Genomic DNA, 24118 nt, shown 5'->3' with positions numbered 1-24118 from the left:
GCATTTTCTCAAAAACTTTTTTCAGCCTTCAAAATTCGATAACCTTTATCCTTTGTAACTTCCTCCACATGACCGAAAAGGCTCTCTATCTTAGCACTCGCCGAAGGGGCCCCCTGCTTTTTCTGAATGACTACCCACAAAGCTCCACCCTCGTTTAAATGCTCATAAGCAAGCTCAAAAATGGTATGCACCGTTTCTTTTCCTGCACGTATAGGAGGATTCGTCAAGATTACGTCAAAACGTTCATTCTTCACTTCCGCAAACAAATCGCTTTGCTTAATGGTGACATTCTTAACCCCATTACGTTCCGCATTCTCTATCGCTAGTTGAACGGCTCGCTCATTAATATCAACCATTGTGACGTGTCCCTCTGGGACAAGCGCGGCTGCCGCCAAACCGATCGGCCCGTAACCGCATCCTACATCCAATACCGAGGCTTGTACAGGAAGCTGCATCGCTTCAATCAGCACACGACTCCCGTAATCAATTCCCTGCTTCGAAAAAACGCCTGAATCGCTAGCAAAACGGTATGACCGCCCCCGCAGCACTGTTTCCAGGCTCCGTCGTTCATGCGCCGTCTCTGGCCGCTTGGAGTAATAATGATCAGCCATTCATGCCCACCTCTTTCGGTTGTACTACCAGCATAGCCTTTACAATAACCTTTCAGACATGCTGGTACTACCGTTTTACAGCAACAAACCCCTTGAAGATCACCTCAAGGGGTTTGTTTTAGTTCATTGTCTGCTAGAAAGCAGTCAATTATTTTACTTCTACAGAAGCGCCTGCTTCTTCCAATTTTGCTTTAATGGATTCAGCTTCTTCTTTAGCGATTTTTTCTTTCAATGGTTTTGGAGCGTTGTCAACCAGTTCTTTTGCTTCTTTCAGGCCAAGACCTGTGATTTCGCGAACTGCTTTGATAACGTTGATTTTGGAAGCGCCAGCGCTCGTCAAGATTACGTCGAATTCGGATTGCTCAGCTTCAGCTGCGCCACCTGCTGCGCCACCTGCTACAGCTACTGGAGCTGCTGCAGTTACGCCGAATTCTTCTTCGATTGCTTTCACGAGATCGTTCAGTTCCAATACGGACATACCTTTAATTGCTTCCAAGATTTGCTCTTTACTCATGGTTGAACCTCCATTTAAATTCGTATTTTTTTGTTCTCAACTGCTATACAGCAGGTTTAATCCTTAACTTATGCGCTTTGCTCTTCTTTTTCTGCAACAGCTTTAACTGCAAGCGCGAAGTTGCGCACAGGAGCTTGAAGCACGCTGAGGAGCATGGAAAGGAGACCTTCGCGGGATGGCAGTTCTGCCAGTGCTTTGATTTCCTCAACACCGATAACGCGACCTTCTACAACTGCACCTTTCAGTTCCAGTGCATTGTTCTTCTTAGCGAAATCGTTCAAGATTTTAGCTGCAGACACTGCATCATCTTTGCCGAACGCGATTGCAGTAGGACCTGTCAATACTGCGTCCAGTTCAGTCAATTCTGCTGCCGCAGTTGCACGGCGGAGCAGTGTGTTTTTCAGCACTTGAAATTCGATTCCGGCTTCGCGAAGCTGCTTACGCAGCTCAGTTACTTGGGCAACATTCAGACCGCGATAGTCTGCAACCACAGTTGTTACGCTCTCGCGCAATTTTGCAGCTACAACTTCAACAGCTTCTTGTTTTGCTTGAATCACCTTTGCATTTGCCAAACTGTACACCTCCTGATCAATTTATCCGCTTTGTTTGAAGCACCCGATCTGGTGATCTTACAAAGCTTGCTTTCATAAGCATGAAAAAAGCCTCCGTAGAGTACGAAGGCTTGATAAATCTACATGGACGGGACAAGCCCGTCACATGAAACGTTCTATCATAACACCTCGGTAGGAAATTAAGCCCGAAGGCACCTACTGTCTACGGTAAGCATATTCAACTTTAATGGTCAGTCACAAGGACTCACAACTTTTATAGAATAACAAATTTAATTGAACATGTCAATTAAAATATTATCTGTAAACAGATGCGTTCACACGTGCACTTGGTCCCATAGTCGAAGAAATAGCGATGTTTTTCAGGTATACACCTTTAGCAGCCGCTGGCTTCGCACGGTTCAAGGCTTCAACCAAGGCTTTAAGGTTCTCGTTCAGCTGTTCAGCACTGAAGGAAGCTTTGCCGATTGGCGCATGAATTTGACCAGCTTTGTCGAGGCGGTATTCGATTTTACCGGCTTTAATTTCTTGAACAGCCTTGGCAACGTCGAAAGTAACTGTGCCTGCTTTAGGGTTAGGCATCAAACCTTTACCACCGAGCAAACGACCCAGTTTACCAACCTCACTCATCATATCAGGTGTCGCAACGCAGACGTCGAATTCGAACCAGCCTTGTTGGATTTTGTTGATCATATCTTGATCACCAACAAAATCAGCGCCAGCCGCTTCCGCTTCTTTCACTTTGTCACCTTTTGCAAATACCAGAACGCGTTGTGTTTTACCCGTACCATGTGGCAGGACAACAACACCACGAACAGCCTGGTCTTGTTTACGGGAATCTACGCCCAGACGAACTGCTGCTTCAACGGTTTCGTCGAATTTAGCAGTCGCAGCCTTTTTCACCAGTTCAACGGCTTCTAAAGGCTCGTAAGTTGCTTCGCTGTCAATCAGCTTAGCAGCTTCCAGGTACTTCTTACCATGTTTAGCCATAATGTTTTCCTCCTTATGTGGTATTAGCGGATATTCCTCCCACACTTGCCGGACAGTCAAACTGCCGGCACACGTAGATTAATGAAATTAATCTACGATGGTGATACCCATGCTGCGAGCAGTACCTTCAACCATACGCATTGCCGATTCTACGGAAGCTGCGTTAAGGTCAGGCATTTTTTGCTCTGCAATTTGACGAACAGCAGCGCGATTTACAGTTGCAACTTTCGTTTTATTCGGTTCACCGGAACCTTTTTCGATTTTAGCAGCAACTTTCAACAGAACAGCAGCCGGTGGAGTTTTGGTGATGAACGTAAAAGAACGATCCTCAAATACCGAAATTTCAACCGGAATAATCAGGCCTGCTTGATCAGCAGTACGAGCATTGAACTCTTTACAGAATGCCATGATGTTGACACCTGCTTGACCCAAAGCTGGACCTACTGGAGGCGCTGGATTAGCTTTCCCTGCAGGAATCTGCAGTTTTACCATTTTAATTACCTTTTTTGCCATGGATGACACCTCCTTGACTCAATAGTGGTAGACGGACCTATCGATCCTCCCACAAGAAACCTGTAAGAAAAATCTATATTTTCTCCACTTGAGTATAATCCAACTCAAGCGGGGTTTCCCGTCCAAACATGTTGACGTGAACCTTAAGCTTGCTCTTCTCAACCAAAATCTCTTCCACGGAGCCCACAAAATTCGCAAAAGGACCAACTTTAATTCGCACGGATTCCTTAACATCGAATTCAATCTTCGGTTTCGGCTCTACCATGCCCATATGCTTCAGAATCTGTTCAACTTCTTCTGGAAGCAATGGCGTCGGTTTGGAACCCGAGCCTGTCGACCCTACAAATCCCGTAACACCTGGTGTGTTGCGTACAACATACCAAGAGTCGTCGGTTTGGACCATTTCGACTAAGACATAACCAGGGTAGACTTTACGCATAACGGTTTTTTTCTTACCGTCCTTGGTTACCAGTTCTTCTTCCATAGGAACAAGAACACGGAATATCTTGTCTTCCATGCCCATGGACTCAACGCGTTTTTCCAAATTGGCTTTGACTTTGTTCTCATACCCTGAATAGGTATGAACGACGTACCATCTTTTTTCCATATCAAGCCACCTGGAACCCTTCCTAGATAATCGCTTCGATCACAGCGGAAATGCCGATATCGAGAACCCAAAAATAAATCGTGACGAACGCAATTGTCCCTATGACAATCAGCGTATAGTTGGTCAGTTCTTTACGATTGGGCCAGCGAACCTTCTTGAGTTCAGCCCAGCTTTCAGAGAAAAAGGAAAACAGAGACTTGAAACTGCGTTTCACGCCGACTACACCTCCAAAAACTATCTGGTTTCCCGATGAGAAGTCTGTTCGTTACAGGACTTACAGAATTTCTTCATCTCCATGCGGTCGGGGTGATTACGCTTGTTTTTCGTCGTTGTGTAATTTCTTTGTTTGCATGTTGTACAAGCCAAAGTAATAATTACCCGCATGATGTGCACCTCCCGAAGACATCCAACACCGGAAGTCTCATAATTGATCCTAAAAAAAACCGCGAATTTAGGCCTACCTAAAACACTTTATCACACGGGGTTTTCCATGTCAACGAATGTTTGCATACAATTCGCAGTCCCGGCTGTGGTGCATTTTAACATCTGTGCATCCTTTAAAACTGTTCTCTGAAAAGCTGCTTCAAAAATCAAGGCGATATCTATTATTCATCTTTTTTAGTATAAATCATTTGTAACACTTATAAACCTGCATTGCCTACCTATAACGAATAAAAAAAGACTCGGACTCGAGCCTTTTCCCTGTCAGCCTCTACTTTCAACTATCTCTTACTTCCAGATACTTTTCAAGTTTACGCTTGACCCGTTGCAGCGCGTTATCAATGGATTTCACATGGCGGTCAAGATCCTCTGCAATTTCCTGATACGAACGGCCGTCCAGATACAACATAAGTACCTTGCGTTCCAGCTCGCTCAGAATCTCGGACATCTTGTCCTCAAGACCCACAAACTCTTCCTGATTGATTATCAGCTCTTCAGGGTCACTTACTTGTGTTCCGCAAATCACATCGAGCAACGTCCGGTCTGACTCTTCATCATAGATGGGCTTGTCCAGAGATACGTAAGAGTTCAGAGGAATGTGCTTTTGTCGTGTAGCCGTCTTAATTGCCGTAATAATCTGTCGTGTAATGCACAACTCGGCGAAAGCCTTGAACGAAGCAAGCTTGTCTCCCTTAAAATCACGAATGGATTTGTAGAGACCAATCATGCCCTCCTGAATAATATCCTCGCGATCAGCACCAATCAGGAAGTAGGATCTGGCCTTGGCCCGCACAAAGTTCCGGTATTTGTTGATCAGAAACTCCAGCGCTTCCCCATCACCTTCATGGACTGCTCCGACAATGTCTTCATCATTTTTGTAATCAAACTTTGACAACATGATATCCTTGAGGTCCACACTCACTAACAATCCCTCCGGCTGCAACGCAAGGTACCCGTTACTCTCTCAAATATACGACAAGTATACGCGATGTAACCTGATACCGTCAACCACAACAACCTAAAAAAGAAGAGCGCTAACAAAATTGTCAATGGTTTCAAAATGGAGGAGTGTCCAATTATTGGGTCATTCTCTTCTCCATCGTTCAAACAACTTTCGAAGCTCCGGGCTCAGTTTGGCATCTAGCGAATTACGGGACAATTTGGCACTATCCTGCTGGATTCGCTTCTGCACTTCCCTTTCGGATTCCTCAATCTCGATCAGTAATTCCCGCGCCGACACCCTGAGTGCACCTTGTCCAAATGCGACATGTTGCTCTACCTGATCGCTTGTCGCTACGTAAATACTTCTTCTTTTACTGCTCAGCTCCCGAACCAATCGCTCGATGCACTCATCAGCAGTTTCTTTTTCTCTGGTAAAATAAATCTGGACTTTGCTCTGAGCAAAAGTTTTACCTAATCCTGGCACCCTGTAAGCATCAAATACGACGATGACTCTTCTGCCGGAATACGCCTGATGATCCGCCAGTCGTTCAAGAAGTCTGTCCCTCGCTTCCTGCATACCAGATTGTACCAGTGCGGAAAGTTCGGGCCAGGCTCCAATCATGTTGTAACCGTCCACAAGCAGAACATCCCGCGTGTCAGCCATATCGTTAGCCCCGTGCCTGTCGTCCGCGCAATACTTCGTACATGACAACACCTGCAGCTACAGAAGCATTAAGGGAATTAATTTGCCCAGCCATTGGCAGCTTGACGAGTACATCGCATTTCTCACGGATCAAACGGCCCATTCCTTTATTTTCGTTACCAATGACAATGGCTACCGGCCCCGTGAATACTCCATTCCCAAAGACAGGATCTGTCGCTGTAACATCCGTGCCAACGACCCATACACCTTCTTCTTTAAGACGATCAATGGTTTGTCCCAGATTGTTTACACGCGCTACCGGGACGTACTCCACAGCACCTGCCGATGTTTTGGACACCGTTACAGTTACAGCTGCAGAACGCCTTTTCGGCACAATAACACCATGTGCTCCAGTACAGTCCGCTGTACGAAGGATGGAGCCCAGATTATGAGGGTCTTCAATCTCATCAAGCAAAATCAAAAACGGCTCTTCTCCCTTAGCACGAGCAGTGGCGAGCAATTCTTCCACTTCAACATAGGCAAAAGGCGCAGCTTGCGCGACCACTCCCTGGTGCTGAATGCCTGGAACCATTTGATCCAGCTTGCGCTTGTCCACCTGCAAGACAATAATTCCTGCTTTTTTCGCCTCAGCTGTAATCGGCAGCGTCAAATGTTTTTGTGCATTATCCGCAATCCAGATTTTATTTATCGTTCTGCCTGAACGCAATGCCTCCGTTACCGAATGCTTACCGGCAATCCATTCTTCTTCCATCTCTAGCTTCCTCCCGGGAAACGGCTGATGCTTGTTCCATCCAGTCCGTTCCCATTTATAATTTTTCTGTATTTTCCATTTGTGCAATTCCGTACGTAATCAACTCTCTTAATCTGTCCAAATGTCCATCACAATAAAGAGATCCAATCAACCCTTCCAGTGCAGTGGCGTGCCGATACTCAAGCACATCAGCATTTTTGGGCAAACTTCCTGATTTAGCATTTCTTCCTTGTCGAACAATATCGCGTTCTTCTTCCGTCAGTACCTTTTCCAATAGCCCCAACATGCGACTCTGCGCCTTGGCGGAGACTAGCCCAGTGGCTCGCCGATGCAGATGATTTGGACGCAGGTTAGGCTGTGCCAACAAATATTGCCGGACAGCTACCTCATACACTGCATCACCAATATAAGCTAGTGCAATAGGGGGCATCAAACGAGCTGGCTTGGACGCAGGGTACGGGAACCAGTTCCCCGTACTTTCCGATGCTCCTGAGTTCAGTGGCTTATCACTCATTTTCGCCGCCACCGCATACCCTGCGCCGTATCTTCAAGCACAATGCCTTTTGAAGCCAACAGATCGCGAATTTCGTCAGCTCTACCCCAGTTTTTGGTCTTACGAGCTTCGACACGTTCTGCAATTAACTGCTCAATTTCGTCATCCAGCAACTCTTCACTCGGTTCCGAATAAATGCGAAGTACGCTATTCATCGAATGAAAGGTATGCAATACAGCTTGTAGTTCCGCCTGATGTACGACATCTCGCTGCAACAAATGGTTTGCTTCGCTAACCCAATCAAATACAGCAGTAATCGCATCAGGTGTATTGAAATCATCATTCATTTTTTCGCCAAACTGCTGCAAAATTCCGTCGAGCTTCGTTTGCAGTTCCGTCGATACTCCCCCATTACCTTCCAGCGCATTAGCCAAACGATGCTTCACATTGGCAACTGCATTGGCGATCCGCTCGACACTGTTCTCCGCCTGACTCATAGTCTCTTGGTTGTAGTTCAACGGATTTCGGTAATGCGTCGACAACATAAAATAACGTAAAGCCTCCGGCTTGTGATGAGCGCGCAAATCTTTAACCAAAATACCATTACCGAGTGATTTCGACATTTTTTCATTATCTATGCGAATATATCCGTTATGCATCCAGTAGCGAGATAATGGCTTACCTGTAATCACTTCGGATTGTGCGCATTCACATTCATGATGCGGAAATTGCAGATCCTGTCCGCCCCCATGAATATCCAGTGTATCCCCCAAATAATGGCGAGCCATAGCAGAGCATTCGATATGCCAGCCTGGTCGTCCATCTCCCCAAGGGCTCGACCAATGAATTTCGCCCGGCTTCGCTGCCTTCCAGAGTACAAAGTCCTCGGCATTTTCCTTGCGTTCATCCACATTGATACGAATTCCGAACTGAAGTTCTTCCAGATTTTGACCTGATAGTTGTCCGTAATCTTTGAACTTTTTGGTTCGATAGAACACATCGCCATCATTTTCATAGGCATAGTCTTTGTCTACCAATTCCTTAATAAAATCAATAATCAGGTCCATGCTCTCTGTTACACGAGGGTTCATGCTGGCAGCAGGAACATTCAATCCTGAAAGATCCTCATGGTAGGCAGCAATAAATTTCTCAGCAACTGCCGAAACCTCCATATCAAGTTCCCGAGCTTTGCGGATTAATTTATCATCGACATCCGTAAAATTCACCACGTAGTTTACATCATAGCCCAAGTACTCCAGGTAGCTGCGCACCACGTCAAATACAATTACAGGTCGTGCATTGCCAATATGAATGTAATCATACACGGTAGGTCCGCATACATACATTTTAACCTTTCCAGGCTCCAGTGGCACAAAAGGCTCCCGACTCCTGGTCATTGTATTATAAATTTGAAGCGGCATTGTTATGTTCCTCCCTCATGAAAATCATTTTTCTAATTTATTCTCTTGGGTCGCGTGATGTTTCTGAGCGGATGCCCCATCCTTCAAATCAGACATTTCTGCACGCAAACGTTCTATTTCCCGTTGAAGCTCTCGCATAGAGTCCACAACCGGATCAGGCAATTGATGACTAAGTCGGTCTGGACGCCTACCATCCTGTCTGACAACTCGTCCCGGGATGCCCACCACCGTACTGTTTGGTGGAACTTCTTTGAGCACAACCGAGTTGGAGCCAATGTTGGACTGTGCCCCAATCGTGAAAGAGCCCAATATCTTCGCACCCGAGCCGATAACAACATTATTCCCAATGGTCGGATGGCGCTTCCCTTTCTCTTTCCCAGTCCCGCCGAGTGTGACCCCCTGATACAATACGACATCGTCGCCAATCTCACAGGTTTCACCGATGACAACTCCCATGCCATGGTCAATGAACAGCCTCTCTCCGATACGAGCGCCAGGATGAATTTCAATACCTGTCATAAACCTCGATACCTGGGATATAACACGGGCTAGAGTACACCAGTTTCGCAAATAAAACCAATGTGCGATTCGGTGTGCCCAAAGGGCATGAACGCCGGAATACGTAAAAATGACCTCCAGCTTACTTCGGGCGGCCGGATCATTATCCAAAACAGTCTGAATGTCGGATTTGAAATGTCTGAACATGTCGCCCTCCTATTCCCTTCATATCCTTGCCGCATCTTCACAACACTTCACGTTTCGCCAATTTCCGCATCCACCAGTACTCTTCGACATTTTTCAATCTATACCGAGTCTGAGTCTGATAAAAAAGAAAAAGCGCCTCCGCAGCCTAAGCTGCAGAGACGCATGAACGTGGTCCCACTCTGCTTCGAACATATCTGCTGTATAAAAAGCAGAGCAGTTCGTCTTTGACGTCCTGTAACGGGAACGACTCGGCACGCCCTTGCCACATCAGCATTTGACGCTAATGAGAGTTCGGGCGCACGGCTCCCAGGCGCATTTCCTCCGCAGGTCATCTGGACGGCTCTCAGCCAGGGATTTCCCCTCGACCGTCCTCTCTGGCAGATGCCCATATGCAGTGTACTTCTCCTGTTCGCAGCCTTTACACGTAAATATCAATCCGTATCAATGGAGTCATTATAGCGAAAAGACAACAAATTGACAAGAAATATCAGCCTTTAATTTGTGCCTTGAGACGATCCAGTACCTTGTCACGTCCGAGCAAAAAGATGGTTTCATTCAGATCCCGTCCATGAGTTTGGCCTGTAAGGGCCACACGAATCGGCATGAATAGTTGTTTTCCTTTAAAACCGGTTTCCTTTTGAACTTCCTTAATCAGCTTAGCCATTTGTGAAGCTGTAAATTCCTCGCTCGTTTCAACTTTACCTGCAAAAGCTCTAAGTACCTCAGGAACCTGCTCTTCGGCCAATACAGCTGCTGCTTCAGCATCCAGTTCCAGATGTGAACGGAAAAACAACTCAGACAACGCTACAATATCGGACGCAGAAGTCATCTGTTCCTGGTATAAGCGAACGAGGGCCTTAGCCCAATCCAGTTGTTCCGCAGACAGTTCAGTCGGCAACAGCCCGGCTGCCTGGAGATGTGGAATCGCCATACTGGCAATTCGTTCTGGATCAGCCTTTTTAATATAGTGATTGTTCAGGTAAGCAAGCTTATTTGTATCAAACACAGCTGGACTTTTGGACAAACGATTAGGATCAAAAATCGAAATCAGTTGTTCCCGATCATAGATCTCTTCTTCGCCTTCCGGGGACCAACCCAGCAGTGCAATGAAGTTGAATATAGCTTCTGGCAAATAGCCCAACTTGTCATACTGCTCCATGAACTGAATAATGGATTCGTTACGTTTACTGAGCTTTTTGTGATCCTCGCCTACAATCAGCGTCATATGACCGAAGCGCGGCGGCTCCCAGCCGAGAGCTTCAAAGATCATCAACTGCCGCGGTGTATTAGAAACATGGTCTTCGCCCCGTAATACATGCGATATTTTCATCAAATAATCGTCAACCGCTACAGCGAAGTTATATGTCGGAATACCGTCCTTTTTGACGATTACAAAATCGCCGCTTTCCTTGGAATTGAACGTAATTTGACCTTTCACGATATCGTCAAACGTATATTCACGATCTTCCGGTACGCGAAAACGAATACTTGGTACACGGCCCTCTGCTTCAAATGCCTGGCACTGTTCTTCTGTTAGATTACGATGTTTTCCAGAATAGCGTGGTGTCTCCCCACGTTCCGTCTGCTCTTCACGCTCGCGCTCCAGCTCTTCTTCAGTGCAGTAACAGCGGTAAGCCAAACCACGATCCAGCAAATCCTGCCAGTATGTTTTATATATGTCCAAGCGTTCAGTCTGACGGTAAGGTCCAAACTCGCCTCCCACGTCTACGCTCTCATCCCAGTCCATACCCAACCATTTCAAATATTTAAGTTGGCTTTCTTCTCCGCCCTCAATATTGCGCTTCACATCTGTGTCTTCAATGCGAATAATAAATTTCCCACCTTGATTGCGGGCAAACAAATAATTAAATAATGCCGTTCTGGCATTTCCAATGTGCAGATGCCCTGTAGGGCTTGGTGCATAGCGTACACGAACTTCCGTGCTCATATAATCTCCTCCAAATTGAATTACTCAAGATGATAGCATTTACTTGATAAGACAGACAACCGATTGAGCCGCGATTCCTTCACCCCGTCCGGGAAACCCGAGTTGCTCTGTCGTGGTCGCCTTGACGTTCACCTGAGATAGCTCCTCTGCTTCCAGCGCCCGTGCGATGACCTCATTCATCTGCGGAATATACGATGCCATTTTGGGCTTTTGTGCGATAATCGTAGAATCAATATTCCCCAAGCGATATCCTCGCTCTTTAGCTAGTCCCCACACATGCTCCAGTAGCTTAAGACTGTCGGCATCCTTAAATTCTGGGTCGTTATCCGGAAAATGCTTCCCGATGTCTCCCAAGCCAAGCGCGCCCAGGATAGCATCGCTAATGGCATGCAGCAGCACGTCTGCATCGGAATGGCCCAACAAACCTTTTTCATACGGAATATTCACACCTCCGATGATGCATGGCCTTCCTTCCACCAGCTGATGGACGTCAAATCCTTGTCCCACTCTGATCATTTGATATCCTCTCCCTCTGTTTTTACCCATAACGCCGCCATATCCAAATCCTCAGGCGTAGTAATTTTGATGTTCTTGTAGCTGCCTTGAACGACAGTAACCGGAATTCCTAGCCGCTCTATCAGCATAGAATCATCTGTTCCCAAGAATCCCGACTGCTCCGCTTCCTCATAGGCTTGCAGCAGATCGGAAAGACGAAAAGTCTGTGGCGTTTGAATACTCCACAGACTTCGGCGATCCGGCGTTGCTGTAATGATACCATCCCCGTTCACTTGCTTGACCGTATCCTTTACAGGTACTGCCGCTACAGAAGCACCAGTACGCTGGGCTGCCTCAAGGCATGAACGTACAAGCTCAGGTTGAATGAGTGGACGCACACCATCATGCACCATCACCCAATCCGCTTGTAAGTGGCGCAGACCGCGATAAACCGAATGCTGACGTTCACTACCACCAGCCACCACCCGTACATTTTTACCGATTTTGTATTGATGAATCCAATCTCGGCAGCGTTCCACATCTTCTGTCCCAGTCACCATCACCATTTCATCCACTTCGGGCATAGCTGCAAATATTTCAAGTGTATGTATGAAGATGGGCTTGTCCCGCAAAAGCAGAAATTGCTTGCTCTCCTGCGTCCCCATACGGGAGCCGCGCCCTGCTGCCACAATGACAACTCCTACCCGATTGTTCATTCAAATAACTCCTGCCTTGATCGCACTTGGACGATCCGTATGATAACACATCTACTTCATCATACCGCGTTTATTGAGCTTTTTCCAATAATTTCGGTTTGGCAAAGATCATACGTCCGGCCGAGGTCTGAAGTACACTCGTGACCAGCACCTCCATCAGAGAACCAATATAGTCACGTCCGCCTTCTACAACAATCATCGTGCCATCATCCAGATAGGCTACACCCTGCCCATGCTCCTTGCCGTCTTTAATAATCTGCACCATAATTTCCTCACCAGGCAGTACGACAGGCTTCACTGCGTTCGCCAAATCGTTAATATTCAGCACTGATACACCTTGCAGTTCGCATACTTTATTCAGGTTAAAATCATTAGTTACAACTTTACCCTGCAACACCTTTGCCAGCTTGACCAACTTACTGTCGACCTCTGAAATTTCCTCAAAATCACCTTCGTAAATGAGCACATTTACATCCAGTTCTTTTTGGATTTTATTCAAAATATCCAGACCTCGCCGTCCACGATTACGCTTAAGTAAATCTGATGAATCTGCAATATGCTGAAGCTCCTCCAGCACAAATTCAGGAATCACAATTGTTCCTTCAATAAAACCTGTCTTGCAAATATCCGCAATACGCCCATCTATAATGACGCTGGTGTCCAATATTTTATGTTCCTCCAGCTTGCGTTCTTCTACACCCGTTCCCCGACCAAAAAAACCAGAACTCCAAAAGGATGACAGCTCGTCCCGCTTTTCTAGCCCAACCATTAATCCTACATATCCGCATATCACGGTAACAGCGGTCTGGATAAGTTGACCCGGGGCCCCCAACCATGAAAAAAGCGGGTAAACTGCTAAGGAAAGTATCAATCCCACCGCTAAACCAATCACACCTGCCATCATCTCGTTCATCGGAATTCGTACCAAGCCTTCAATGCCCTGCTGCAATCGATTCGCCACGGATGCCCCTGCGAATGAACACCCAGCCATAAATAGCACTGCTCCCGCCATCATCCAAACAATCATTCCCGGTAAAGACCCATCACTCAACCATTGCGGCATCCACGTTACAATGCCTCCTACCCGCTGGTATAACGTATAGCCAAACCATGCTCCGCACAATCCTGTAAAAGTTAAAATAGCCTTTCTCCACATTGAGTCTCTATACCTCCTTTATTTTCTTTTCATATAGTCTGCTATTTGTTGGATACATAGCATTTCTCTTACCAGTATGATCCATTTCCCACGTAACTAACCCTGTGTTTTCACTTTTTATGCATAAAAAAAGCATTTATCTCCCTGAAATGCTTCAAGGAAATAAATGCTTATTCTTGTTCTTGCTTGATACTAACGCTGTGAATGGCGATATTGATCGTCCTGTTCTTCCTGACTGGAACGCTCCCGATCACGTCCACGTCTGCGTGACAGCTTACGAATGTTCAGCTTCATACCATACAATGCATACAGCACCAGCGGTACAAAAATCAGCTTCGACAGCTGGTCAGGGAATTTAACAGCCAACACCACCGCTGCAATTACGACCCATGGAGCAACCCAGATCGCTTTTTTCGGGAGGCCGACCTTTTTAAAATTCGGATATTTCATGGAGCTGACCATCAAATAAGAAACCAGCAACATGGCAATCGACATGTATAACAATGAAATATCGTTATGGAATAAGGACAAAGTAGCTAATACGCCACCTGCTGCCGGAATTGGCAAACCCGTAAAATAACCTGGTACACCAGGACGTACGTTAAATCGAGCCAAACGCAACGCTCCGCACATCGGGAAAATGGCAGTAACCGTCCAAGCGAGAGCCGAATTCGCATCATGAAAAGCAACCATGTACATAATAACTGCGGGAGCAACACCAAAAGATATCATATCTGATAAGGAGTCCAGTTCTTTACCGAATTCGCTTTGGGCATTCAGGACCCGGGCCATTCTTCCATCCAGTCCGTCCAACAACATGGCGACAATAACCATAATAGCGGCAAGACTGTATTTTCCGTCTACAGCCAATAAAATGGCGATCATTCCGAGAAACAAGTTACCTAAGGTACACATGTTCGGAATTGATTTGGTAATCATCTCTTCACCTCAATGTATGAATTGTTCCATTATAATCCTTTCACTGTATTACATTTACATTTGCCTGTCAATGAAAACTTGTTCCTGCAAACGTTTAAGACCTTCTTTAATCGTACGCGCACGAACCTCTCCAATACCATCCACTTCATCCAGTTCTTCTATCGTTGCTGTGATGACATGTGGAAAACGTCCAAACCGCTCCACCAGATTATGAATAATCACATTCGGCAAACGCGGTATCTTGTTCAGTACCCGATAGCCGCGTGCAGCAATATACTCCTCTGATGTCGCAGCTGAAGAAGGGTAGCCTAGTAAACGTACAATATGATTCACATCCAACAATTCGTCGTCCGTAGAACGTTTGAGTCCCAATATAATTTCACGAATCTTCTCGTCGCTATCGTCTTTGGCATAATCCTTATACAGCAACCATGCTTCTTCCTCAATGTTGCTGACAAGCTCTTCCATCTGCATACTAATCAGACGGCCCTCATTTCCGAGCTCGTTAATAAATCGTTTGATTTCCATTTTGATGCGCAGCACCATTTCGATCCGCTGGATGACATTAACGACCTCCGGCATGGTAACCAGCTCTTCGAATTCAGATGCTGTCAAATTCGTAGAGGCTTGCCCCAACACGGATCTATATTTTTCTAATGTCTGAATAGCCTGATTGGCTTTGGTTAAAATAACCCCGATTTCCTTGAGCGCATACCGTAATGTCCCCTGATACAAGGTAATAATATTACGCCGCTGGGAAATAGACACCACTAGTTTGCCAGTCTGCTTTGCAACTCGTTCTGCTGTCCGGTGCCGAATTCCTGTTTCAATTGAAGAAATGGAGGAGTCCGGAATCAATTGCGTATTGGCATATAAAATTCGTTTTAAATCCTCGCTCAATATGATTGCGCCGTCCATTTTAGCCAACTCATACAAATAGTTCGGCGAAAAATCACAATTAATGGAAAAACCGCCATCCACGACTTCCATAACTTCTGGGCTATAACCAACGACCAGAAGAGCACCCGTTTTGGCACGCAAAACGTTTTCCAACCCGTCGCGAAAGGGAGTTCCCGGTGCCACAAGCCGCAGCAAATCGTTCATTTTATCCAGTTGGCTCGCTTCTTTCATTCTCAATGCCCCCTAATCTAATGCGGCTGCCAGTGCATCTGCCACCGTTCCTACTCCTATAATTTGTATCCCTTTCGGATGTGTCCAGCCCTTCAAGCTTTTCTCCGGCATGATCACCCGTTTGAAACCTAGTTTCTCCGCTTCCCGTACTCGCTGTTCTGCTCGGGATACCGCGCGCACCTCACCTGTCAGTCCCACCTCGCCAAAAATCACATCATACGGCTTTGTAGGAGCATCCCTAAAGCTGGAAGCAATGCTCACAGCTATAGCCAAATCCACCGCCGGTTCATCCAACTTTACGCCTCCGGCTACGTTGAGATAAGCGTCCTGGTTTTGCAAAAACATGCCCATCCGCTTTTCTAGCACGGCTATGATTAATCCCATTCGATGATGGTCGACTCCTGTGCCCATTCGGCGTGGAGATGGAAAATGCGTAGCTGCAATCAATGCTTGCAGTTCAACCAATACAGGTCGGGTTCCTTCCATACTGGCGACAACAGTAGAACCCGCCACCCCCAGTGGTCGTTCAGACAGGAAAAGTTCAGAAGGATTTGACACCTCACGCAAACCGCTTTCAGCCATTTCAAAAATACCGATTTCATTTGTAGAACCGAAACGGTTTTTAACTGCACGCAAAAGCCGATACGTATGATGACGCTCTCCTTCAAAATAAAGCACACAATCAACCATATGTTCCAACAAACGTGGGCCTGCAATGGCCCCTTCCTTGGTCACATGTCCTACCAATACCGTAGCAATACCTAGTCCCTTGGCAATTCGCATAAAGCGTGAAGTACACTCCCGCACCTGAGCCACACTACCTGGTGCACTCGTCACCTCAGGTAAATATACGGTCTGTATCGAGTCGATGACCAGAAACTCTGGCTTCAGGCTGTCCACCGCTTCTTCAATCGTCTCCAAATTCGTCTCACATAATACGTATAGACTGGGGGACAAGGCACCGAGCCGATCTGCACGTAGTTTTGTTTGACGGACAGATTCCTCACCAGACACGTACAGCACCTTTAAACCCGTTAAAGCCAGCTCATTAGATGTTTGCAGCATAAGCGTAGATTTACCGATTCCCGGATCACCGCCCACCAAAACGAGTGAACCCGGCACCACACCTCCACCGAGTACTCGATTCAATTCGCCAATCCCCGTCAAAATTCGTGTTTCTTTGCCACTCTCCACCTCTATAATAGGGAGTGGCTTGTCTTTTGTGCTATGAGTAAGAAGGGAAGACCCCATTCCTTGAGTTTTTACAACGCTTTCCGTTTCTTCGACCATGGAATTCCATGCCTGGCATCCAGGACATTTTCCGTACCATTTGGGCGATTCATAACCACATTCCGTACAGGAAAATTTAGTTTTCACTTTAGCCATACTTTGTTCCCTGGCTCCTTATTGACGACGATGATGTCAAATTTATGTTCATACAGCCCAGAAAGAGCTGTAACAATAAAAGTTTACCATTGAAGCTTGGCGGACGTAAAGCAATATCACAAACTTTCCCAAAGCATTTACCCAACCTTTTCACCGTGTTTTATACACAAAAAGGGTGTCTTCGCAATAGCTTTCCAGCCTGCGAGACACCCTTTTCTACTATTTATTTAGTAAACTGCTTTAGGACTTGGCAGATACATTATCCTTTTTCGTTACAGTCAATGCACCGTTCTCCTCATCAATAAAGAGAGAATCACCTTTAGTAATGTTGCCAGTCAACAGTTCCTCGGACAGGCGATCTTCAATATGCTTCTGGATTGCACGACGCAATGGACGCGCACCATACGCTGGATCAAAGCCTTCCTTGGCAAGGAATTTTTTAGCGTTGTCTGTCAACTCGAAGTCCACCTCATACTCATTTAGGCGCTTACGCAGCTCCTCAGACATGAGTGACACAATTTCGGCAATATGTTTTTCTTCGAGAGAATGGAAAACGATAATTTCATCAATCCGGTTCAAGAACTCAGGACGGAAGCTTTTCTTCAGTTCATCCATCACTTTGCCCTTCATATTATCGTAATCCGCCCCAGCGTCCACTACAGCTGTAAAGCCAAGCGTGGAGTTACGTTTAATCGCCTGTGCACCAACATTAGATGTTAGGATGATGAGTGTGTTACGGAAATCGACGACACGCCCTTTGGAATCTGTTAGACGACCATCTTCCAGCACTTGCAGAAGAATATTGAATACTTCTGGGTGTGCCTTTTCAATTTCATCCAGCAACACAACAGAGTATGGCTTACGACGTACCTTCTCAGTCAGTTGACCGCCTTCTTCATATCCAACGTACCCTGGAGGTGCTCCTACCAGACGGGACGTGGAGTGCTTCTCCATATACTCGGACATATCGATACGGATAACCGCATTTTCATCTCCAAACATGGATTCAGCCAAGGCGCGTGCCAACTCTGTTTTACCGACCCCAGTTGGACCGAGGAAAATAAAGGAACCGATTGGACGCTTCGGATCTTTCAGTCCGGCACGTGCCCGGCGAATCGCCCGGCTTACTGCCTTAACTGCTTCATCCTGTCCAATTACCCGCTCATGCAGCAACTCTTCCATATTCAACAAGCGGTGTGTTTCTTCCTCTTTCAGTTTGCTGACTGGAACACCTGTCCAGATTGCAACGACTTGAGCGATATCCTCTGGCGTAACTTCAGAATCTGTACGACCCTGTTGTTCTTTCCATTGGTTTTTCGTCACGTCTAGTTCTTCACGGATTTTTTGCTCTGTATCACGCAACGCTGCCGCTTTTTCAAACTCCTGACTTTGTACCGCTGAGTCCTTTTCCTTACGGATATCTTCCAGACGGTTTTCCAGCTGTTTCAGGTTTGGCGGTACAGTGTAAGAATTCAGCCTTACTTTGGAGCCCGCTTCATCAATAAGGTCAATGGCCTTATCTGGCAGGAAGCGGTCGGTGATATAACGATCTGACAATTTTACGGCCGCTTCAATAGCCTCATCTGTGATCTTTACACGGTGATGCGCTTCGTAACGATCACGCAGACCATACAAGATTTGAATCGCCTCTTCTGGAGAAGGTTGATCCACTGTAATTGGTTGAAAACGACGCTCCAAGGCAGCATCTTTCTCAATATATTTGCGATATTCATCCAGCGTGGTCGCACCGATACATTGCAGCTCGCCACGTGCCAGAGCAGGTTTCAGGATGTTGGACGCATCAATTGCGCCTTCCGCTCCACCAGCGCCAATCAACGTATGCAGCTCATCAATGAACAACACGATATTTCCCGCTTGACGAATCTCGTCCATAATTTTTTTCAAACGATCCTCGAATTCACCACGATACTTGGTGCCTGCTACCACAGAACCCATATCCAGTGTCATTACGCGCTTGTCACGCAACGTTTCGGGAATCTCATTCGCTATGATTTTTTGTGCCAATCCTTCAGCAATTGCCGTTTTACCTACCCCAGGCTCACCAATCAGAACCGGATTGTTCTTTGTACGGCGGCTGAGCACCTGAATTACGCGTTCAATTTCCTTGCTACGCCCAATAACAGGGTCCAGGTTGTTTTCCTTCGCAGATGCCGTCAGATCGCGTGCCAGACTGTCCAGGGTTGGCGTGCTGACATTAGCTGGAGCACCGTGATGGCTGGAAACCGCCTCGCTGCTGCCGAGCAATTGAAGCACTTGCTGACGCGCTTTATTCAGACTGATGCCCAGGTTGTTCAGTACACGTGCTGCTACGCCTTCGCCTTCACGAATAAGACCAAGCAAAATATGTTCTGTACCTACATAGGTATGACCCAGTTTGCGGGCTTCATCCATGGACAGTTCAATGACTTTTTTGGCGCGTGGAGTATAGGCAATGTTCGTCGGTTGCTCTTGACCGCGTCCAATCAGCGTTTCCACTTCATCCTGGATTTTTTCCAGTCCCAGCCCTAAACCGATTAAGGCTTTCGCTGCTATTCCTTCACCTTCACGAATGAGGCCTAGCAAAATGTGCTCTGTGCCAATGTTGTTGTGTCCCAATCGAACAGCTTCTTCCTGAGCCAAAGCAAGCACTTTCTGTGCACGTTCCGTAAATCTTCCAAACATCATATATCCTGCACCTCCACAGTGTGTATTTCAGATCATTCTATATATTAAAGGGTTGTGCCTAATTTTTGCCGGATCAGCTTCGCCCGGTACATATCGCGCTCACCGGTATTCATTTTATCTCCAAAACTTTTTTGCAGGAATCCGGGTTGTGTCATCACATTCAGCTCATTCATCGCTGCGGTGGAAGGACGCTCCAAAATTCCTAAATCTACGCCAAGACGTACATCGGACAGCCGCTGTGCAGCCTCCTTGGAATCCAATACTGCTGCATATGACAAAATACCGAATGAACGCATCACCCGATCTGTAATTCGCAGCATAGATTCATTCATTAGCCTTTCTCTGGCAGAACGCTCGTGCTCAATAATTTGTAGCACCACGCCATGTAGATTCTCAATAATCTCCGCTTCGGTTTGTCCCAGTGTAATCTGATTAGACACCTGAAACAAATTTCCGACCGCTTCGCTGCCTTCACCGTAAATGCCACGAACTGTAAGACCTACCTGTGAAACAGCAGACAATATACGATTGATTTGATGAGTCATGACTAATGCAGGCAAATGCATCATCACCGAAGCTCTCATACCTGTGCCGACATTCGTCGGACAACTGGTCAGAAAACCTCTCCGATCATCAAATGCATAATCAACATGCGCTTCAAATGCATCATCAATAACCATAGCACGTTCCCAAGCTTCTCTAACCTGACATCCCGGATATAAGCACTGGATACGCAGATGATCCTCTTCGTTTATCATAACACTAACCGATTCATCATCGCTAATTAAGACAGCACCGTTACGAGATTCGTTCGCCAAATTAGGACTAATCAAATGCTTCTCAACCAGCACCTGCTTGTCGATCTCATCCAACTCGGATATTTTCAACGTATGAAAAGTACCAAAACCGCCTAAATCATCATACTGAAGGATATCCGTCAAGCGTTGAAGTGCTTCTTCCGACTGCTGATTGGTAGCAAGCATGGGAAAAGGCAGATGCTGCAAGTTACGCGCAATTCTCACCCGGCTGCTAATGACAATCTCCGAATCCGCAGCATCGCCACGCATCCAGTCACTTAGCGGCTTTTCCGTAAACCGAATATTGGGCATTACGCATCCCTCCTACTCTTCACAAACTTTACTCTTCAGTCATTTCTTTTTCAAGCTCTCTGATTTGATCCCTAAGCTCAGCAGCTGATTCGAATTCTTCCTGTACAATATGCTGTTGCATCTCTTTTTTCAAATCGTCAATTTGCCGTTTAACCTTCAGTCGGCCTCCAGTGCGAACCGGAACTTTACCAACATGACTCGTACTGCCATGCACACGCTTGAACAGAGGGTCCAGACGACTATCAAAATATTGATAGCACGACGGGCATCCGAAACGTCCCAACTTACTAAACTGTGCATAGGTCATGCCACAATCCTTGCATTGCAGGTTCTGCGGACCACTGTGGCCTGGAGACTGGCTCTTTGTACTGGAGTCAAAATCCAGCATCCCCGACAACAAGCTATGAATCGAAAAGCCGTTAGGTGTTCCAGGGATCATCTCCCCTTTTTCCTTGGCACACGTCTCACAAATATGAAACTCTGTCTTTTCGCCATTCACAATTTTGGTGAAATGCAAAGTTGCCGGCCGCATATTACATTCTTGGCACAGCATAAAAGCACCTCCTTCAATGTCAGGATTTATACCCATCCCTACATCCAAACGTTAGTCTCTATTTACTGGTTAATGGCTATTGGCTATTTGGTCGCCAGCAACGAGATCAGCATAGCCTTAAGCAATCTTGCTCGCAGTTGATCACGATAGGGAAGCTTCAGTAATAATGTATCCCTCGATAAAGCAGCCTTCATTAGACTAGCTTCCCTTTTGCTTAAAAAATGAGCTTCCTCTAACTGATAAATCAGTCCTTCTGCTGCCGATTGGCTAATTTCTTCCCCGATGCTCTGATGAAGATGTGTATGAATGGCATGCTGTGCAGGCAGCTGAATTCGCTGAATGCGAATGTAACCCCCGCCACCGCGTTTACTTTCCACCACATAGCCTTTTTCCAGCGTAAACCGGGTGCTAATTACATAATTAATTTGCGACGGTACGCAGGAAAAGCGGTCAGCCAGATCATTGCGCTGAATCTCCACTAAACCTTGGGGACTTTCCAGCAATATACTCTTCAAATATTGTTCAATAATATCGGAAACATTGCGCATTTCATCATCCTCCACTAACGGAAACGCAAGTATTCAAGTACATTTCACGCTCCACAGAGTCCGCCGTATATTGAACTTAACCAAACGGTAAAGTCACGAATCTGAGCTGTATTCAGGCTATTGCCTGTTCTACATCCATTGGAATTGTACCGTTTTGTCTCTAGTGTGGCCTTTATTTGCGATTAATCATACACTTCTCTTATGTTCATAAGAGTCAGCTCCTAACTATACGCAAATCATTTCAATCCTCGTTTGCTTCTTTGCTATCGAAATTACTTCATACGGCCAATCCATCAGCATAATACTTCTACAGAATCACACTAGGTTTGATTGACTTTGACTTTCTTTGACTATATTCACATTATAGCACATTATTCATTTTTGCCAAGGGGTCAATACCATTTTTCGCAATCTAATTATGTTTTATACAATACCATAAAAAAACTCTTCCCATTACAGAAAGAGTTTTGAAAATAATGATAACCACACAAGTTATATTCTCTGAAAGATGAGCTTAGACGATCTAAATAGGCCTTTATCAGAAAAAATCCAATAAAAATGTTTGTTTTACTGGTATTACGCGTTTAAGGGCAGACACAGACTCACTGCTGCCTTCAATACGTCCCCACTTATACAGATCATCAGCCTGCTGGTAGCCAAGCATCAGAGTCGTCAGTGACTGAATCCCAAGTTTCAAGTCAGCTACCATAGCATTTTCAGATGAATTGCTTGTATCCACTCTCTCCAAATGTCCTTTCCCTTCCGTAGTAATTGTTAATCTCCATACTCCTTCATTCCATGGAGCATACCGATCTGTCAGATTTAAGCTTAAACGTGTTTCCTCTCCAACTTGCTCAAAAGGGTATCTTTCTACAAAAGCAGCTGCATCCACAATACGGCCCATAAAATAAGGCACAGTTTCCTGTTGAATTCGTGGATCATCAAGTAAAAATGGCAAATTATCATCTGCTGGAACGTAAATAAATTTACCTTGGGTTATCATTGAGTCATGATTTGCAAAATAAGTCCATAAAGCCCGACGAGCCATCTCATTTTCATATACCAACTCATCACAATTCAACTGTTTATCTTCAATTTTGTATAGTGCATATCCCTGAGGATCACCTGTTTCTGAGTAGTATACCGCAGTTCGATAATTCTCATTTAAAATCCGCTCTTGCCACCATTCCTTATCTCGTACCAGCGTACCATTATAACGAGATGCATACGCTTGATACACTTGGTCCAGTTCTGAAATATCTTTGATATCGCGTTTGACTGTACCTTCTGTTTTAAGTTTTGTAGGGAATTTATCAATGGAAATGACGTATTTTTTGTACTCTGTATACGTTTCCCATCCAAATTTACGATAGAAGGCAAAGGAGAATGGATGCAAAAAAGAAAGGCTTTGTCCCGCAGACTTCATCTCTTCAAGCGCATGCGTCAACAAACGTGACACCATGCCTCCGCGACGCTTTTCTGGCCATGTTGCCACACCAGCAATGCCCCCCATATCAAAAACCTGACCGTTTATGTATACCTGAAGCGGTAACAAAGTCAGTTTAGCATTTAATTCATGTCCGTCGAATATTCCCCATGTTTGCTCTGGTTTGAATTTCTTCTTGGATTTTTCTAGATCCTCTAGGGACATTGTAAACTGAAAAGCATATTGAGATAATTCAATAGCCGCTTCAAATTCCTCACGTTGTAATTGTCTGATCTCCATAACTTCGTCACCTCGCTTGTATACTTGGGCGTCCAAAAAAAAGGTTACACACTTAGAGTGTGGCAAACCCCAGTCTCTCTGTCAACCTTCGAAGCAACTGGTCATCCAAAAACGCATAAAAAAAGGATGATAATCTCAGTGAGATTATCATCCTTTTCACTTTTGCTTGGCGACGTCCTACTCTCCCAGGACCCTGCGGTCCAAGTACCATCGGCGCTGGAGGGCTTAACGGTCGTGTTCGGGATGGGTACGTGTGGAACCCCTCCGCTATCGCCACCAAACATGAATTTGCTACGCAAATTCTTCCGTATTGAAACTCGGTTCATCACAGCTGTGTGAATGAATTTCAATGCGTATTTCGTATGTACTTCTACATACCTTCAAGGTTACACCCTGAAAACTGGATCCGAAACTTATTTGCGTTTTATTTTTAGGATAAGCCCTCGACCGATTAGTATTGGTCAGCTCCATGCATTACTGCACTTCCACCCCCAACCTATCTACC

At 45.8% G+C, this 24118-nt stretch carries 26 protein-coding genes, 1 rRNA gene and 1 other annotated feature; all 27 genes read right to left on the bottom strand.

The features are described 5' to 3' along the window. Positions 1-8: 8 nt before the first annotated feature. On the bottom strand, positions 9-611 hold the full coding sequence (locus tag AC5ELV_RS24935; RefSeq protein ID WP_493432304.1) for a class I SAM-dependent methyltransferase: 603 nt from the start codon (positions 609-611) through the stop codon (positions 9-11). Positions 612-759: 148 nt separating this feature from the next. Further along, on the bottom strand, positions 760-1125 hold the full coding sequence (gene rplL / locus AC5ELV_RS24930) for a 50S ribosomal protein L7/L12 (protein WP_010348819.1): 366 nt from the start codon (positions 1123-1125) through the stop codon (positions 760-762). Positions 1126-1193: 68 nt separating this feature from the next. Next, complete coding sequence (gene rplJ / locus AC5ELV_RS24925; protein ID WP_013312168.1) at positions 1194-1697, bottom strand: 50S ribosomal protein L10; 504 nt, start codon at positions 1695-1697, stop codon at positions 1194-1196. 74 nt (positions 1698-1771) lie between these two features. Next, positions 1772-1923, bottom strand: a sequence feature (ribosomal protein L10 leader region). A 68-nt stretch (positions 1924-1991) separates the two neighbouring features. Beyond that, positions 1992-2684 (bottom strand): 50S ribosomal protein L1, encoded by a 693-nt coding sequence (rplA, locus tag AC5ELV_RS24920; protein WP_013312169.1) that lies wholly within the window; start codon positions 2682-2684, stop codon positions 1992-1994. 87 nt (positions 2685-2771) lie between these two features. Next, on the bottom strand, positions 2772-3197 hold the full coding sequence (gene rplK, locus AC5ELV_RS24915; RefSeq protein ID WP_007432595.1) for a 50S ribosomal protein L11: 426 nt from the start codon (positions 3195-3197) through the stop codon (positions 2772-2774). A 73-nt stretch (positions 3198-3270) separates the two neighbouring features. After that, positions 3271-3804 (bottom strand): transcription termination/antitermination protein NusG, encoded by a 534-nt coding sequence (gene nusG / locus AC5ELV_RS24910; protein WP_007432596.1) that lies wholly within the window; start codon positions 3802-3804, stop codon positions 3271-3273. A gap of 22 nt (positions 3805-3826) precedes the next feature. Next, the gene (gene secE / locus AC5ELV_RS24905) at positions 3827-4018 is read right to left on the bottom strand and encodes a preprotein translocase subunit SecE (protein ID WP_013312170.1); all 192 of its coding nucleotides are present in this window, start codon (positions 4016-4018) and stop codon (positions 3827-3829) included. 20 nt (positions 4019-4038) lie between these two features. Further along, a complete protein-coding gene (gene rpmG, locus AC5ELV_RS24900) occupies positions 4039-4188 on the bottom strand; it encodes a 50S ribosomal protein L33 (RefSeq protein ID WP_023990562.1) in 150 nt (49 codons plus the stop codon). 334 nt (positions 4189-4522) lie between these two features. After that, positions 4523-5167, bottom strand: a complete 645-nt coding sequence (gene sigH, locus AC5ELV_RS24895) for an RNA polymerase sporulation sigma factor SigH (protein WP_016324748.1) — start codon at positions 5165-5167, stop codon at positions 4523-4525. A 162-nt stretch (positions 5168-5329) separates the two neighbouring features. Beyond that, on the bottom strand, positions 5330-5851 hold the full coding sequence (locus AC5ELV_RS24890) for an NYN domain-containing protein (protein ID WP_007432599.1): 522 nt from the start codon (positions 5849-5851) through the stop codon (positions 5330-5332). Between the two features lie 4 nt (positions 5852-5855). After that, the gene (rlmB, locus tag AC5ELV_RS24885) at positions 5856-6602 is read right to left on the bottom strand and encodes a 23S rRNA (guanosine(2251)-2'-O)-methyltransferase RlmB (protein ID WP_493432303.1); all 747 of its coding nucleotides are present in this window, start codon (positions 6600-6602) and stop codon (positions 5856-5858) included. Between the two features lie 55 nt (positions 6603-6657). Continuing rightward, positions 6658-7116: a Mini-ribonuclease 3 gene (locus AC5ELV_RS24880; protein ID WP_493432302.1), complete on the bottom strand. Its 459-nt coding sequence runs from the start codon at positions 7114-7116 to the stop codon at positions 6658-6660. After that, on the bottom strand, positions 7113-8516 hold the full coding sequence (cysS, locus tag AC5ELV_RS24875; RefSeq protein WP_493432301.1) for a cysteine--tRNA ligase: 1404 nt from the start codon (positions 8514-8516) through the stop codon (positions 7113-7115). The genes AC5ELV_RS24880 and cysS overlap by 4 nt, the downstream gene beginning before the upstream one ends. A 24-nt stretch (positions 8517-8540) precedes the next feature. Continuing rightward, positions 8541-9221, bottom strand: coding sequence for a serine O-acetyltransferase (cysE, locus tag AC5ELV_RS24870; protein ID WP_493432300.1), 681 nt, complete (start codon positions 9219-9221; stop codon positions 8541-8543). A gap of 487 nt (positions 9222-9708) precedes the next feature. Beyond that, the gene (gene gltX, locus AC5ELV_RS24865) at positions 9709-11169 is read right to left on the bottom strand and encodes a glutamate--tRNA ligase (RefSeq protein ID WP_493432299.1); all 1461 of its coding nucleotides are present in this window, start codon (positions 11167-11169) and stop codon (positions 9709-9711) included. 39 nt (positions 11170-11208) lie between these two features. Next, on the bottom strand, positions 11209-11685 hold the full coding sequence (gene ispF, locus AC5ELV_RS24860; RefSeq protein WP_025723806.1) for a 2-C-methyl-D-erythritol 2,4-cyclodiphosphate synthase: 477 nt from the start codon (positions 11683-11685) through the stop codon (positions 11209-11211). After that, complete coding sequence (ispD, locus tag AC5ELV_RS24855) at positions 11682-12380, bottom strand: 2-C-methyl-D-erythritol 4-phosphate cytidylyltransferase (RefSeq protein ID WP_493432298.1); 699 nt, start codon at positions 12378-12380, stop codon at positions 11682-11684. The genes ispF and ispD overlap by 4 nt, the downstream gene beginning before the upstream one ends. Positions 12381-12450: 70 nt before the next feature. Next, positions 12451-13536 (bottom strand): PIN/TRAM domain-containing protein, encoded by a 1086-nt coding sequence (locus AC5ELV_RS24850; RefSeq protein ID WP_023990569.1) that lies wholly within the window; start codon positions 13534-13536, stop codon positions 12451-12453. 192 nt (positions 13537-13728) lie between these two features. After that, entirely contained in the window at positions 13729-14475 is a 747-nt protein-coding gene (gene pssA / locus AC5ELV_RS24845) for a CDP-diacylglycerol--serine O-phosphatidyltransferase (protein ID WP_013312182.1), read from the bottom strand. 54 nt (positions 14476-14529) lie between these two features. After that, the gene (gene disA, locus AC5ELV_RS24840) at positions 14530-15606 is read right to left on the bottom strand and encodes a DNA integrity scanning diadenylate cyclase DisA (RefSeq protein ID WP_013312183.1); all 1077 of its coding nucleotides are present in this window, start codon (positions 15604-15606) and stop codon (positions 14530-14532) included. Between the two features lie 12 nt (positions 15607-15618). Beyond that, complete coding sequence (radA, locus tag AC5ELV_RS24835) at positions 15619-16992, bottom strand: DNA repair protein RadA (RefSeq protein WP_013312184.1); 1374 nt, start codon at positions 16990-16992, stop codon at positions 15619-15621. Positions 16993-17232: 240 nt separating this feature from the next. Then, on the bottom strand, positions 17233-19677 hold the full coding sequence (gene clpC / locus AC5ELV_RS24830; RefSeq protein WP_023990572.1) for an ATP-dependent protease ATP-binding subunit ClpC: 2445 nt from the start codon (positions 19675-19677) through the stop codon (positions 17233-17235). 44 nt (positions 19678-19721) lie between these two features. Next, positions 19722-20786 (bottom strand): protein-arginine kinase McsB, encoded by a 1065-nt coding sequence (gene mcsB / locus AC5ELV_RS24825; RefSeq protein ID WP_322158412.1) that lies wholly within the window; start codon positions 20784-20786, stop codon positions 19722-19724. A gap of 28 nt (positions 20787-20814) precedes the next feature. Next, positions 20815-21339, bottom strand: a complete 525-nt coding sequence (gene mcsA, locus AC5ELV_RS24820; RefSeq protein WP_493432297.1) for a protein-arginine kinase activator protein McsA — start codon at positions 21337-21339, stop codon at positions 20815-20817. 83 nt (positions 21340-21422) lie between these two features. Next, positions 21423-21887, bottom strand: a complete 465-nt coding sequence (locus AC5ELV_RS24815; RefSeq protein ID WP_274482868.1) for a CtsR family transcriptional regulator — start codon at positions 21885-21887, stop codon at positions 21423-21425. A gap of 538 nt (positions 21888-22425) precedes the next feature. Next, on the bottom strand, positions 22426-23613 hold the full coding sequence (locus tag AC5ELV_RS24810) for a GNAT family N-acetyltransferase (RefSeq protein ID WP_493432296.1): 1188 nt from the start codon (positions 23611-23613) through the stop codon (positions 22426-22428). Positions 23614-23777: 164 nt separating this feature from the next. Further along, a 5S ribosomal RNA gene (gene rrf, locus AC5ELV_RS24805) occupies positions 23778-23894 on the bottom strand. Positions 23895-24118 lie beyond the last annotated feature (224 nt).

The organism is Paenibacillus sp. NMA1017, assembly GCF_058895805.1.
The sequence above is the reverse complement of the archived record's forward strand: the minus strand, read 5'-3'. Positions and strand labels throughout refer to the sequence as shown.